Source organism: Kitasatospora sp. NPDC059812 (assembly GCF_042732075.1).
Taxonomy (GTDB): domain Bacteria; phylum Actinomycetota; class Actinomycetes; order Streptomycetales; family Streptomycetaceae; genus Kitasatospora.
The window spans coordinates 34347-48144 of record NZ_JBHWIO010000041.1 but is presented as its reverse complement, the minus strand read 5'-3'; the positions used below and the strand labels follow the sequence as shown (position 1 = coordinate 48144).

Here is a 13798-nt window from a genome sequence, read left to right as displayed (position 1 = left end):
CCCACCCGTGGAGAGCCCTTGACGAAAGGTTGACCTGCTCACGGCAGAAGGTTGACGACCGCCGCCCCTATCGTCGGCCCATGCCCTCACAGCCCATCAGGCCCACCACCCTGCCGGTCCTGCCCTACCGCAAGCCCACCCGAGGCCGGGACTACTGGGTCCTGGACAACGTCCTCCCCGACCCGGACGCCGTCCGCGAGCGCTGTCTGGCCCGCGGCGACTGGACCGAAGGCTACCCGCACCGCCCCGAGACCTGGCCCGGCCTGCGCACCATGCCCGGCCTGGAGCCCGACGAGCTGGCCCGAGTGGAGGCCCTGGTCCGCAAGGCCACCGGCGCTTCCCGGCTCTGGGTGCAGAGCACCCCGGGCGGCGGCACGCTCAACCACAACTGCGTCCAGGTCGTCGGCGCCGGGGAGTCGGAGTCCCGCCCGCACACCGACTCCCGCGCGCTCTGCCGCTACGCCGCCGTGCTCTACCTCAGCCCAGGCGCGCCGAAGGACGCCGGCACCAGCTTCTACCGCCAGCAGTTCCCCGGCGGACGCCTCGGCGGGAACCTCGTCAACGCGCCGCACAACAATCTGGTCGAGGCGCTCGGCACCCGCCACGTGCCCGCCGACCACTTCACCGAGGACGTCCGCGTCCCCAACCGCTACAACCAGCTGCTCCTCTACCACGCCAACCTCATGCACAGCGCGACCTCCTACTACGGCGCCGAGCTGCCGGAGCGTCGGATGACGGCCGTCTTCTTCTGGATGGCCTGACGGACCGACAGCACGCCGACCACCGAACGCGGCAACCGAACGCGGCCGCCGAACGCGGTCTCCGGAGCTGCCGAGGACTCGCCGCCCCCTTGACCCGGCCCCGCCCGCACCCCCGAGAGTGGCAGGGGCGAGCCGCGCCACGGCGGCCGCAGCGGAGAGGGGACCACCCGTGAACGCACCCTGTCTCATCCTCGACATCGGCGGCGTCCTGGAATACACGCCGAGGACGGGCTGGCCGGAGCGCTGGGAGCGCCTGTTGGAGCTGCCGCCGCACGCGATCGACGAGCGGCTGCGGGACGTCTGGCAGGCCGGCGCGATCGGCGGCATCACCGAGCCGGAGGTGCGTGAGCAGGTGGCCGCCCGGTTGCACCTCGGTCCGGCCCAGGTCGAGGCCTTCATGGCCGACCTCTGGGAGGAGTACCTGGGCACACCGAACGAGGAGCTCATCGCCCACGTGCGCGGGCTGCGCGGGCGGGCCCGGCTCGGCATCCTCAGCAACAGTTTCGTCGGCGCCCGCGAACGCGAGGTCCCGCTCTACCGGTTCGACGAGCTGGTGGAACACATCGTCTACTCGCACGAGATCGGGACCGGCAAGCCCGACCCGCGCGCCTACGAGATCACCTGCGCCGAGTTGGGCGTCAGCCCGGTCGACTGCCTCTTCATCGACGACCACGCGCCCAACGTCGAGGCCGCCCGGGCGGTGGGCATGCAGGCCCATCTGTTCGAGGACAACGCCTCCGCCATCGCCCGCATCGCCCGTCACCTCGGCGACGGCGACGGCGACGGCGACGTCCGTTGACGGGCTGAACGGGCTGAGCACTCACTCCGTACGTGGGGGCAGGACGGACACCCCTGACGGCCCGGCGCCCGCCACGGTGACACCCCGACCGAGGCCCCGGAGACCACGCGCGGCCCCGCACCGATTGGCGACCGCCGCGTCCGGGGACGCTGGCCGCATGCACCAGGACTCCGTACCGCCGACCGAGACGATCCGCCCCGATTGGGCCGGGATCGACCAGCTGCCGACCACCGACCTGCTCCGCCTGATGAACGCCGAGGACCGCACCGTCCCCGCCGCGGTGGCCGGGGAGTTGGTCCGGATCGCCGCCGCGGTGGACGCCACGGCGGCACGGATGGCGGCCGGTGGGCGGCTGGTCTACGCCGGGGCGGGGTCCGCCGGGCGGCTCGGGGTGCTGGACGCCGCCGAGTGCCCGCCGACCTTCGGCACCGATCCGGGCCTGGTGGTGGGCCTGATCGCGGGGGGCGGGACCGCCGTGGCCGAGGCCGTCGAGGGCGCCGAGGACCGCCCGGAGCTGGCGGCGGCCGACCTGGCCGCGCTCCGGCTCACCCCGGCCGACACCGTGGTGGGCGTCTCCGCCTCCGGCCGCACGCCGTACGCGGTGGCGGCTGTCCGGACCGCACGGGCGGCCGGGGCGCTGACGGTCGGACTGGCCTGCAACCGGGGTTCGGCGCTGGTGGCGGCGGCCGAGCTGGGGATCGAGGTGGAGGTCGGCCCGGAGGTGCTGGCAGGGTCAACCAGGCTGAAGGCGGGCACGGCGCAGAAGCTGGTGCTCAACATGCTGTCGACCGCCGTCATGGTCCGGCTCGGCCGGACGTACGGCAATCTGATGGTCGACGTCCGGGCCACCAACGCCAAGCTCCGCGCACGGGCCCACCGGATCGTCACGGAGGCCACCGGCGCCGACGAGGCGGCGGTCCGCCGCGCGCTCGCCGCCACCGGGGGCCGGGCCAAGGACGCGATCCTGGTCCTGCTCGCGGACGTGGACGCGCCGACCGCCGCCCGGCAGCTCGCCGCCTCCGGCGGGCGGCTGCGCGAGGCACTACGCGCCCACCGCCGCTAGGGGCTCTCTTTCGGATCACGCCGGGCGCGCGACGCGCCCCCAGCCTGGCGGCCGGGAGGTACCCCAAGGCATCCCGCCTGGACGCACGCCCGAATCGCCCAAGTACGTCCAGTACGAGGACGACTCGGGCGCACGCCCAGCCGGGCGCGTCATGGGGGCACCTCCCGGCCGAAGGCTGGGGGAGCCGCGGGCTGATCCGCCAAGATCGACCGGACAGGACCTAGTACTCCAGCAGGACTTCGACGTTTTGCCTGTTCAGAGGGCTCGCGGTGGGGTGTAGCGGGCTGATGCCCGATCAGGGGCGGTCTTCATTGGGCCGCCCCTCGATCGTGTGCAGCCGGCGTTGGTAGTGACAGCGCCGGGCGACGGCCTGGCGTTGTCGCCGCCAGGTGGACCACTTCAAGGCGTGAGCGAGGGGCGGGCAGTGTGGTGGACGCGGGCCGCGGGGACAGCCAGTTGCCAGGAGCCGCCGGATCTCTGCCCCGGTGAGGTCGACCAGGGCGCGGGAACCGTTTCTGCAGCCCCCTTTGCAGCCCCCTTTGCAGCAGCCGCGGCGGCCGCCGCGGCCATCGCGGCCAGGAAGGCGTGGGCGAGCATGGCCAGGGTGACGTGTCGCATCCAGCCGGGGTAGCGGCGGACCTCGTACTGGTCCAGGACGCACTCGTTCTTCGCGGCCTGGAAGCACTCCTCGATCGCCCGGCGCATCCCGGCGATCCGCACCAACTGCTCCACGGTCGTGTCGAGTTGTGCGTAGGCGAGGTAGTAGGCGATCCCGTCGGGCCTGCTCAGGCTGCGGCGGCCCAGCGCCCACCGCTGGCGGACCGGGGTCTCATCCTGGTAGTCGAACTCGGCCACGGCGGGTGGCCGGATGGCCGCCCAGTCATAGATGCGCGGTCCTTTGGCACCGTCGCCGCACGAGATCCGCTCCCAGGCCTGGGCCGGGGCCTGGGCCTGGGCCGGGGCCTGGGCAAACAGCCAGTCGACGCGTGGACAGCCCACGCTGAACTGGGACTTGGGCACCGCCAGGACGTAGCCGACGCCGGACTGTTCCAGCAGGCGACAAAAGCGCCCCTCCTGGCCGTAGGCCGAGTCCGCGGTGACCCAGGCGATCGGCAGGTCGGAGGCCGGCGCCCGCAGCACCAGGGCCTTGGCGAGGCCGCCCTTGGTGCGGAACTCCCGCTCGTCGGGGATCCTCGCTGCGCGGCAGCGGTCCCGGTCCTCGGTCCAGGATTTGGGCAGGTAGAGCTCGCGGTCGACCAGGGCGCGGCCACGGGTGGAGGCGCAGGCGGCGAAGACCCCGATCCGGCAGTTCCCGGTGCGGCCGGCGGTGCCGGAGCATTGGCGCTGCACACCGGCAGAGGTGGTGCCCTTCTTGACGAAGCCGGTGTCGTCGATGATCAGGACTCCGTCGTCGGCTCCGAGGCGTTCGGCGACGTAGTGCTGGAGTTCGTCGCGGATCTCGTCCGCGTCCCAGCGGGAACCGGCGAGCAGGTGCTGCGGGCCGTCGGGTGTGGCGTGACCTGCGTATTCGGCCAGTTGCCAGCCGTTCTTGCGGCCGACTGGTCCGAGCAGGCCGCGGACGCGCGCATCCGGCGGCGCGGCTCCACGCGGCTGAAGCGGTGGCCGATACGGAGGAAGAGGTCTTCGAGTTCGTTGTCCCAGGTCTCGGCTGCAGGCTCGTTGATCACGACGAGAGGCTGCCCCGGCGCTGTCACTACCAACGCCGGCTGCACACGATCGAGGGGCGGTCCGATGAAGACCGCCCCTGATCGGGCATCAGCCCGCTACACCCCACCGCGAGCCCTCTGAACAGGCAAAACGTCGAAGTCCTGCTGGAGTACTAGGGCCGGACGATCCGCAGGACGGCGGTGCTCCCGGTGTAGCCGCCCACGTAGAAGGTGTGGCCGTCGGGCCCCAGGGCGAGACCGCTGATGACCCCGTCGGTCAGGCCGATCAGCGACTCCTGCGGGACGGCGGCGCCCGTGGCGGCGTCGAGGGCGAGCACCGAGCCCCTGATGGTGGACGTGCCGGTGGTGACGTAGAAGCGGGTGCTGTCCGCGCCGGCACGCGGGAAGTGCAGGTTGGCGTACCCGTTGGTCAGTGCGAGGTGTGCGGCGACGGTGTCGGTGGCGGTGTCGACGACGTCGGCCGCGCCGCTGCCCGAGGCGTTCACGGCGAGCAGGCGGCCGCCGTCGGGGGTGAGCGCCAACTCGTGCCCGTACACCGTGGCGGTGGCGGGGATCCTGCCGACGACGGACGGCACGGCGCCGCTGGTGTCCAGGTGCACCACGCCCACGTTGGCGCCGACGTAGACGTCGCGGCCGTCCGCTCCGACCGCCAGCCCGTTCACGTTCATCGCCGGGACCGGCACCGCGTCGGTGAACGCCAGCCGCGCGGTGTCGAACCTCAGGACCCGCCCGTCGCCCCTCGACCGGATCCCCGACGACCCGTCCTGGGTGACGTAGAGCGTCGCCCCGTCCGGGCTGAGCGCCAGCTCGTTGAGCTTCCCCTCGGTCCAGCGCTCCGGGCGCGGCTGGTCCGGCACGGGGAGCGAGGCGAGCACGGTCAGCGAAGCGGTGTCCCACACGGTCACGACGTCGAGGTTCAGGACGTAGAGCCGCGAGCCGTCCGGGCTGAGCGCCGTGATCGAGGACCAGTTGTGGTTGCCGGTGCTGTCCTGGCCGGTGACCTGGCCGGTCTGGGTGTCGACCGCCCTCACCGCGATCCTGTTGTTCGCGTCGGCCACCGTGACGTACACCGTGGTGCCGTCCGGGCTGACCACCGGCACCACGTCGCCGCGGCCCACCGCGACGGTGGCCTCGACGCCGGGGACCGGGGTGGTGGCCACGGCGGGCCCGCCCGCCAGTGCGAGCAGTGCCGCCGTGGTGGCCACCGCCGTCGCCCAGCGGGCCGTCCTCGCAAGAGCTCTCATTGATCGCTTCCCCTCCCCGCGCCGCCCTCGCGGCGCCCCTGGGAAGGCTAGCCGCCGGTGAGGGGGTCGTGAGGACAATAGGAGAAATGTGCAAGGGATGTGATGATTCGTCAGATCCGTGTTCGAGGTGGTCTGGGTCGCCCCGTACGCCCCCTGCCCGGGCCCGCCCACACGCCCGCCGTCGCCCCGGCCCGTACACCGACGCACCCGCCCGCGCTTCCCGGATCCGCTCCACCCACCACCGCCGGCTGACGTCCCGACACCACCGCGCGGCTAGGGGCTCCCTTTCGGATCACGTCGGATCAGCGCGCGGCGTCGGAGTGCGTGCATCGCAAGGCGGAGGAGGGAGTCCATGCGGAGTATCGACGACCGACGACAACGCGGCGAGGTGTGTGCTCCGGCGTCGCGCGCCCGGCGTGATCCGAAAGAGAGCCCCTAGTACTCCAGCAGGACTTCGACGTTTTGCCTGCTGGAGTACTGACGGCTCGCCGGTCAGGGCACCGGGACGCGGTACGGCTCCGGGGCCGGCTCGGCCCGGTGGTGGTGGCGGGCCGGGCGGAGCGGCCACCAGAGGGCGCGGCCGAGCAGGGCGGCGACGGCGGGCACCAGGACCAGGGACAGGACGACGGCGGAGAGCAGGATGCCGAGCGTCAGCGCGAAGGCGACCTGTTCGCTGCCCGGGGTGGCGGCGAGGGTCGCGAAGGAACCGGCCAGGACCAGGCCGGCCGTGGCGATGGCGGGCGTGGTGTGCCGTACGGCGCGGGCGACGGCGGCGCGGGGCGGGCCCGGGCGCTGCATCTCCTCGCGGATCCGGTCGGTGATGAGGATGTTGTAGTCGGTGCCCAGCGCCACGACGAACAGGAACAGCACCAGCGGGAGGGTGAAGCTGACGCCCGGTTCGCCCAGCCCGTGCTGGAACAGCAGGGTCGCGGCGCCGAGGGTGGCGGCGAAGCCGAGCCCGACCGAGAGCATCAGGACCAGCGGGGCGAGCAGGCTGCGCAGGAGCAGCAGCAGGATCAGGGCGATCAGGGCGGCCGCGACCGGGAAGACGATCGCCAGGTCGTGGTCGACGGCGGTGGAGATGTCGGCGAAGATCGCCGCCGTGCCGCCGACGTGGGCGCTGGTCCCGGCGGGTGTGTGGGCGGCGACCGCGGCGCGGACCGGGCCGGAGGCCAGGTCGCGGGCGCGCCGGCTCTGCGGGTCTGCGGTCAGGTAGAGGTCGATCCGGGCGGCGCGCCGGTCCCCGTTGAGGACGGTGCCGCCCGTCTTGCCGACGCCCTCGACCTGGGTGAGGGCGTGGGAGAGGCCGTCGAGCCGGCCGGGGGTGAGGGTGGTGCCGTCCGTGGTGACGACGTAGACGCTCGTCGGGTCGGAGACGCCGGCGGGCAGGGTGCGGGAGATCTCGGCGGCGGTGGCGGCGGCCGGGGTCCGGTCGCCGGCGCCGCCGAGGCCGTAGTCCATCCGGATCCCGGTCATCCCGGCGGCCAGCGCGCCGAGCAGGGCGAGGGCGGCGAGCAGCATCGGCAGCGGCCGCCGGGCGACGAGCGTGCCGAAGCGGGCGGCGAAGCCCTCGTCCGGCTGGCGGCGCAGGCTGCGGGAGGGCCAGAACATGCCGCGGCCGCAGGCGGCGAGCAGGGCGGGCATCATGGTGAGGCTGCCCAGCAGCATGACCAGGACGGCGACGGCGATGGCCGGGCCGAGCGAGCGGAACTGGCCGAAGCTGGCCACGCCGAGGGTGGCGAAGGCGGCGACGATGGTCAGCGCGGCCGAGGTGATCGCGGTGCCCACCCGGGCGGTCACCTGGGCGGCGGCTTCGCGGGCGGGCTGCTCGGGCCGGGCCCGCAGGTGCTCGCGGAAGCGGAAGAGCAGGAAGAGCAGGTAGTCGACGCCGATGCCGAGCAGGACCACGGAGACCAGCCCGGGGGTGCCGGCGTCGAGCTTGAGGCCGGTCAGCGTCGCGGCGACGGCCACGGCTCCGCCGGCCGCGCTGCCGATCATGGCGACGGCGAGCAGCGGCAGCAGGGCCGCCGCCACGCTGCGGAACACCAGCACGTTGAGCAGGACGATCAGCCCCATGACGAGCGCGCTGCCGACCGTCGCGGCGGTGCGGTGGGAGTCGGCGGTGTCCACGGCGTCGGCCAGTCCCCCGGTGAACCCGGTGCGCATCCCGGCGTCGGCGAACTGGGCCCGGGTGGCGTCCCGGAACGCCCGGTAGACGCCCTGGACGCCCTCGGCCGCGGCGTTGCCGGTCAGTTCGACGGAGAGCAGTTCGAAGCCGCGGTCGGGCGCCACCATGGCCGGGGCGACCCGGGGGGTCTGGGACCGGTCGGGGACGAGGAAGGCCGGCTCGTCGTCCTTCCTGGGCATGACGACCCGGCGCTGGGCGAGCTTCGCCGCCTCGGCCTCGACCCGCTGCTGGTCGGCGGCGGTGAGCGCCTGGCCGTCGGTCCTGGCGACCAGCACCGTGACCGTGGTGGCGTCGGGCTTCATCCCGAAGTTCTCCTCGGCGATCCGCAGCGCGGCGGCCGAGTCGTAGCTCTTGGGCAGGAAGTCCCCGGTCTGGGACTGGGTGACGCGGGCGAGCAGCATCGGGCTCAGCAGGGCCAGGGAGAGTCCCAGCACCACCCAGAGGGTGATCACCTTCCACGGGTTCCTGGTGGAGTATCCGGTCAGTGCGCGGATCACGATTTCCTCCGGCGGTGGACGCGAGCGTCCGCAAGGTCGGTCTCGGCTCCGGGGGTTCCCGGCCGGGTTCCAGACCATCACCCGGGGTGGGCCGCGGACGTCCCTGCGACGGACGATCCGCACCGGGGCCCCTGCTCCTCGGCCGGGCCCGGACCCGGGACCGTGGTCCTGGTCCGGCCCCCGTGATCGGCCGTGGGGACCATGCCGGGGCGGGGTGGGCCGATGCCAGAATGGGGTCATCGGGCCTGTTCAGAGCCTGTTCAGGGCCTGAAACAGGCTCTGATCGGGGCCTGATCGGGCTCATCGGGGCTCGTCAGGGCTCATCGGGGCTCGTGGCTCGTGGCTCGTGGCTCGTGGCGCGTCAGGGCTCATCGGTGAGGCGCGGCGCGGGCCGGGCACGGAGGGGGAACGGACATGGGCGGTCATCAGCGCCCCGCGATGGACACGGCACTCGGGGCGGACCCGGCGCACCCGGCACACCGGGCGAGCGGGAGCCCGGGGCCCGGCGGGGTGGCGGACGCGCCGCCGGAGACCGACGGCGCGCCGTGGACCCACGCCGACGCACTGGTGGCCGCCTGCGTCTGCACGCTCGACCTGCTCAACTACCTGCTCTTCAGCGAGATGGACGGGGTACGCCGGGTGACCCCGCCGGGCCTGCTCCTCGTCGCGCTGTCGGCCCTGCCGCTGCTCGTCCGGCGCCGCCACCCGGTGCCGGCGCTCGCCGTGGTCCTGGCCGTCGAGGCCGCGATCGACCTGTCCACACCGGCGAGCACCCACTTCGGCGCCGTCCTGATGGTCGGCCTGTACTCGGTCGCCCGGGTCCGCCCCGCCCCGGTGACGGCGGCCGCCGCGGCGGCGACGACGGTGCTGACCACGCTGAGCCAGAGCCACCTGCGCGTCCCCTCCTGGCAGGCGCTCGCCGGCACCTCCTGCTCCACCCTGCTCGTGGCCGGCGCCGGCCTCGCCGTGGCGCGCTGGCAGCGGGAGGTCGCGGCCAACCGCAAACTGCTGGCCGAACGCGCGGTGGCCGACGAACGCCGCCGCATCGCACGGGAGTTGCACGACATCGTGGCGCACCACATCACCACCATGCAGCTGATGGCCGGCGGCGCCCGGGCCAACCTCGCCCACCCGGAGGTGGTCCGGGACGCCCTGGTCACCCTGGAGTCCTCCGGGCGACTGGCCCTGCGGGAGATGCGCCAGCTCCTGGACGTCCTGCGGGCCGGCGACGAACCGGACACCGCCCCGCCCTCGCCCCAGCCCGGGGCCGAGGACCTCGGCCGGCTGGTGGACGAGTCCCGGGTGGCCGGCCTGCCGACCGACTTCGGCGTCCACGGGCCCCGCCGCCCGCTGCCGCCCACCGTCGGCCTGACCGTGTTCCGGATCGTCCAGGAGGGCCTCACCAACGCCCGCAAGCACGCCGGGCCCGCCCGCGCGACCGTCACCCTGACGTACGGTCCGGACCGGGTCACCGTCGAGGTGCGCGACGACGGGGGCACGGCGGGCACGGGCGGCGCCGCACCGCAGGAGGCGGTGCCGGCCGGCGGCCGGAGCGGGTACGGCCTGATCGGCATGCGCGAGCGCGTCGCCCTGCACGGCGGCACCCTGCGGACCGGACCACGTCCGGAGGGCGGCTTCGCCGTCCTGGCCGACCTGCCACTGGCCCCGGAGGAGACGGCCGACGCGGCCGTCCAGCACGGAACGACGACGGCCCGGTGAGCGCGCACGACGGCGGCCCGGTGGGCGCGCACGGCGACGGCCCGGTGAGGTCGAACGACGACGGCCCGGTGGGCGCGGTGGCACCGGGTATCCGGGTCCTCATCGCGGACGACCAGCCGCTGGTGCGGCGCGGCCTGTCCCTGATCCTCTCCCCCGACCCGTCCTTCGAGGTGGTGGGCGAGGCCGAGAACGGGGAGCAGGCCGTCACCGCCGCCCGCCTGCTGCGCCCCGACGTCGTGGTGATGGACATCCGGATGCCCGTGCTCGACGGGGTCGGCGCGACCCGGGAGCTGGCCCGCATCCTCCCCTCCTGCCGAGTCCTCGCCCTCAGCACCTTCGACATGGACGAGTACGTGGTGGCCGCGCTGCGCGCCGGCGCCCACGGGTTCCTGCCCAAGGACGTCTCGCCGGAGGAACTGGGCGCGGCGATCCGCACCGTCCACGCCGGCGAGGCGGTGGTCGCCCCGCGCCTGCTCACCCGGCTGATCTCCACCTACGTCCGGGCCCCGGTCGGCGCCCCGCCGCCGGTCACCGACACGGGCGGGCTGACGCCCCGGGAGGTCGAGGTGTGGCGGCTGATGGCCACCGGCCTCGACAACACCGAGATCGCCCGGGCCCTGGACATCAGCGTGTCGACGGTGAAGAACTACATCACCAGCATCTTCGGCAAGCTCGACGTCCGGGACCGCGCCCAGGCGGTCATCGCAGCCTACGAGTCCGGCCTGGTCACCGCGCGCACGGGAGGCGGGTAGCGGGGGCTTTCCGTCTGCGGGGGCTTTCTGTCTGCGGGTCCTTGTCGACCGCGAGCTCTACCTGCCCAGGTCCTGGGCCGAGGACCAGGACCGCTGCCGCGCGGCGAAGATCCCCGGCCGACGCCTGGCAGCGGATCCCGTACGGTGCCGGCGCAAAAGGACCGCGTATCCACGACCGGGCGGCCATCCGGCTGCCCGCCGTGGCGGAGTTCGACTACCGGGGCGAGGTCCAGGTCCGCCAGCGGTGGGCACCGGCCCGCCGCAGCCTGAGCAGGCCCAGGGTGGTCATGACGGTCACGCGAGCCCATCCGTCCCGAGTGCCTCGCGCGCGATCTCGGCCCGGAAGCCCTCGATCAGGACGCGCAGCCCGTACTCGAAGTCGGCGTCGTGGTCGGTCATGCGCAGCACGTCGGCCGCCTCGCGCAGCAGCGGGAGGTCGCGCAGGGCTTCGTCCGGGAAGGGCGGCCGGGCGCGGTCGGCGGCGTCCTGTCGCCAGGCCTGCTCCTCGGTGACCCAGCCCATGATGTAGCGGTCGATGGTGAGCAGCAGTCGCAGCGCGGTGCGGGGCCGCAGGCCGGCCTGCCGGAGGGCGTCCAACTGGGCTTCAACGGCGGGCAGTTCGTCTTCGGTGGGCAGCGTTCCGGCGTGCACCCGGGCGCCGTCGCGGTAGGCGAGCAGGGCGTGGCGCTTGGCGCGGGCGTCGGCGGCGAGCCAGTCCGGCCAGTGCTCCGGATCCGGGCTGCGGTCGGCCGGGAGGGCCTCGGCGAGCATCGCCTCGGCCATCAGGTCGAGCAGTTCCCGCTTGTTCTTGAAGTGCCAGTACAACGCGGGTGACTGGACGCCGAGTTCGCGGGCCAGCCGCCGGGTGGTCAGGCCGTCGATGCCTTCCTCGTCGAGTACGCGCAGCGCGGTGCGCACCACCTCGTCGCGTTGCAGTGCCACCGCCGGCCGCCTCTCCGTTATTCGCTTGCCCAATCCACCTTATCGCCGCTAAGTTCCCGAGCTGGAATTTATCAGCGATAAGGAGAGCCGTCGTGGTCGACGGCCCGAAGGAACCACCACCCCATGACCTCCGGAACGGACCGCCCCCGGTCCCGACTGCTGCCGAACACCGCGCCCTGGCGGTCCTCCCGCGACTTCCGCCTCACCTGGACGGCCGGCACCGTCACCCTGCTCGGCTCCGTCCTCACCATGACGGCGATCCCGCTCCAGATCGCCGACCTCACCGGTTCACCGCTGGCCGTGGGCGCGGTCGGCGCCGTCGAACTCCTGCCGACCATCGTGTTCGGCCTCTACGGGGGCGTCCTCGCCGACCGTGCCGACCGCCGAACCGTCGCCCTGGTCACCGAACTCGCACTCGCCGCACTGAGCGCCCTGCTGCTCGCCAACGCGCTGCTCGGCACCCCCGCGCTCTGGCCGCTGTACGCGGCCGCCGGACTGGCAGCGGCACTGCAGGGCCTCCAGCAGCCCTCGGCGGAGGCGATGATCCCCCGGCTGGTACCGCCCGACCAGCTGGTGGCGGCGGGCAACCTGCTCTCGCTGCGCTGGAGCATCGCCGGGCTGGCCGGCCCGGCCACCGCCGGAGTGCTGATCGCCACGGCCGGCGTCCCGGCCGCCTACCTGGTCGACCTCGGCACCTTCCTGGTCTCGATCGCCCTGCTCACCCGGGTCCGGCCCGTCCCCTCACAGCGGGACGCCGAGGCACCGCGGCTGCGGGAGTTCGTCGACGGCGCCCGGTACACGGCCCGCCGCCCCGACCTGCTGGGCACCTACCTGGCGGATCTCGCGGCCACCGTCTGCGCCCTGCCGACCGCGCTGTTCCCGTTCCTCGCCCAGGAGTTGGACGCGGTGTGGGCGCTCGGCCTGCTCTACTCGGCCGCTGCGGCGGGCGGCCTGCTCGCGGCCGCCACCGGCGGCTGGACCGAGCGGGTGCACCGGCACGGCCGACTGGTGCTGCTCTGCGCCGCCCTCGTCGGCGCGGCGACGGCTGCGGCCTCGTTCGCCCCCGGCCTGTGGGCCGTCCTGCTCTGCCTGCTCGTCGCGGGCGGCGCCAACCAGATCGGCGACACCTTCCGCAGCGCGATCTGGAACCAGTCCATTCCGGACGAACTTCGGGGCCGTGCCGCCGGTCTGGAGATGCTGATCGGCTCCGCCGGCCCCGCCCTCGGGGACCTGCGGGCCGGCGGTCTCGCCGCCCGGCAGGGCATCCGCGTCGCGCTGCGCACCGGCGGCCTGCTCTGCCTGGCCGGCACTGCCGCCCTGTCGGCCGCACTGCCCGCGCTCTGGCGCTACGACCAGCGCGACCAGCGCGACCAGCTAAGCCACCCCGACCAGCTAAACCACCTCGACCAGCCCGCCCGACCCGACCGACAACCCACGCCATGACCGCCCACCCCGACAGCGGCGAACCGGGGCGCCGCCCCTCAACCCCGGGCGGGCACCGTGGCGTGCCGGGCGATCAACGCGCCGAGCCGGCCCGGGTCTCCGGTGCCGCGCTTGGGCAACAGGGTCAGCACGTGCGTCTGCTCGTCCCCGCCCAGCAGGACGAAGAGTTCGGGCGTCTCCAGGTAGTACGGAAGCTCCCGCCAGGCGAGTTCGGTGCTGGACACCGCGTTGGTGACGGTCACCCCGGCCTCGCCGAGGACGATCCGGAACTCGCCCTTGTCCGCCGCCATCCGCCGCACCTGACGCAGTTGCAGCCAGGGCAGTCCGACCACCAGCAGCAGCGCGACCGCGAGCATCACCAGGGCCGGCGGGCCCACCGTCCGGTCGGCGACCGAGGTCAGCACCGCGCCGGCCGCGGTGCAGGAGGCGATCAGGTACCTCGACCGCCGGGCCCGTCGACCCGCCGCCGTGCCCCGGGCCCGGGCCGCGAAGGCCGCCCGGAAGTCCGCGGTCGTCGGCGTGTAGCGGACCTCGGCCGACTCCTCCACCCGCTTGCCGCCCTCCACCCGCGCCCCCTCCGCACCCTCCACCCGCAACCCCTCCGCACCCTCCGCCCGACGCCTCTGCCGCCGGATGCTAACAAAGGCCGTGTGCACCCGATCCATCACCCTCTCCCTCCCCTCGCGGTGACGCGATTCCGCC

10 protein-coding genes and 1 pseudogene are annotated in these 13798 nt (G+C 73.9%); 6 read left to right on the top strand and 5 right to left on the bottom strand.

Annotated elements, in window-relative coordinates; all coding sequences use genetic code 11:
- The first annotated feature begins 80 nt into the window (after positions 1–80).
- The 3 genes from ACFV6D_RS21260 (at position 81) to murQ (ending at position 2623) form a co-directional block, all read left to right on the top strand.
- Positions 81–761 (top strand): DUF6445 family protein, encoded by a 681-nt coding sequence (locus tag ACFV6D_RS21260; protein ID WP_063346042.1) that lies wholly within the window; start codon positions 81–83, stop codon positions 759–761.
- Between the two features lie 169 nt (positions 762–930).
- Positions 931–1560 carry an HAD family hydrolase gene (locus tag ACFV6D_RS21255; RefSeq protein ID WP_380560737.1) on the top strand — a complete coding sequence of 210 codons (630 nt, stop codon included), beginning with the start codon at positions 931–933 and terminating at the stop codon, positions 1558–1560.
- A gap of 157 nt (positions 1561–1717) precedes the next feature.
- Entirely contained in the window at positions 1718–2623 is a 906-nt protein-coding gene (gene murQ / locus ACFV6D_RS21250) for an N-acetylmuramic acid 6-phosphate etherase (RefSeq protein ID WP_380560736.1), read from the top strand.
- A gap of 399 nt (positions 2624–3022) precedes the next feature.
- On the opposite strand, the pseudogene ACFV6D_RS21245 reads toward murQ, so the two are convergent.
- The 3 genes and pseudogenes from ACFV6D_RS21245 to ACFV6D_RS21235 all read right to left on the bottom strand — a co-directional run bounded on the left by ACFV6D_RS21245 (position 3023) and on the right by ACFV6D_RS21235 (position 8240).
- Positions 3023–4308 (bottom strand): annotated as a pseudogene (locus ACFV6D_RS21245) (IS701 family transposase).
- Between the two features lie 155 nt (positions 4309–4463).
- Positions 4464–5555: a hypothetical protein gene (locus ACFV6D_RS21240; protein ID WP_380560735.1), complete on the bottom strand. Its 1092-nt coding sequence runs from the start codon at positions 5553–5555 to the stop codon at positions 4464–4466.
- Positions 5556–6047: 492 nt separating this feature from the next.
- The gene (locus tag ACFV6D_RS21235; protein ID WP_380371127.1) at positions 6048–8240 is read right to left on the bottom strand and encodes an MMPL family transporter; all 2193 of its coding nucleotides are present in this window, start codon (positions 8238–8240) and stop codon (positions 6048–6050) included.
- A 414-nt stretch (positions 8241–8654) separates the two neighbouring features.
- Here ACFV6D_RS21235 and ACFV6D_RS21230 point away from each other — a divergent pair, with 414 nt between their 5' ends.
- Positions 8655–9959, top strand: coding sequence for a sensor histidine kinase (locus tag ACFV6D_RS21230; RefSeq protein WP_380560734.1), 1305 nt, complete (start codon positions 8655–8657; stop codon positions 9957–9959).
- Between the two features lie 44 nt (positions 9960–10003).
- Positions 10004–10711: a response regulator gene (locus tag ACFV6D_RS21225; protein ID WP_380560746.1), complete on the top strand. Its 708-nt coding sequence runs from the start codon at positions 10004–10006 to the stop codon at positions 10709–10711.
- Between the two features lie 294 nt (positions 10712–11005).
- Here the strand turns inward: ACFV6D_RS21225 and ACFV6D_RS21220 are convergent, their stop codons facing one another.
- The gene (locus tag ACFV6D_RS21220; protein WP_208869034.1) at positions 11006–11653 is read right to left on the bottom strand and encodes a TetR/AcrR family transcriptional regulator C-terminal domain-containing protein; all 648 of its coding nucleotides are present in this window, start codon (positions 11651–11653) and stop codon (positions 11006–11008) included.
- A gap of 123 nt (positions 11654–11776) precedes the next feature.
- On the opposite strand from ACFV6D_RS21220, the gene ACFV6D_RS21215 reads away from it, so the two are divergent.
- A complete protein-coding gene (locus ACFV6D_RS21215) occupies positions 11777–13096 on the top strand; it encodes an MFS transporter (RefSeq protein ID WP_380560733.1) in 1320 nt (439 codons plus the stop codon).
- 38 nt (positions 13097–13134) lie between these two features.
- Here the strand turns inward: ACFV6D_RS21215 and ACFV6D_RS21210 are convergent, their stop codons facing one another.
- Positions 13135–13686 (bottom strand): YcxB family protein, encoded by a 552-nt coding sequence (locus ACFV6D_RS21210; RefSeq protein WP_380560732.1) that lies wholly within the window; start codon positions 13684–13686, stop codon positions 13135–13137.
- Positions 13687–13798: the final 112 nt, after the last annotated feature.

Coding starts and splice junctions, on each gene's coding strand:
- ACFV6D_RS21230 (WP_380560734.1), top strand. CDS start 8,655: ATGGGCGGTCATCAGCGCCCCGCGATGGACACGGCACTCGGGGCGGAC.
- ACFV6D_RS21240 (WP_380560735.1), bottom strand. CDS start 5,555: ATGAGAGCTCTTGCGAGGACGGCCCGCTGGGCGACGGCGGTGGCCACC.
- murQ (WP_380560736.1), top strand. CDS start 1,718: ATGCACCAGGACTCCGTACCGCCGACCGAGACGATCCGCCCCGATTGG.
- ACFV6D_RS21215 (WP_380560733.1), top strand. CDS start 11,777: ATGACCTCCGGAACGGACCGCCCCCGGTCCCGACTGCTGCCGAACACC.
- ACFV6D_RS21260 (WP_063346042.1), top strand. CDS start 81: ATGCCCTCACAGCCCATCAGGCCCACCACCCTGCCGGTCCTGCCCTAC.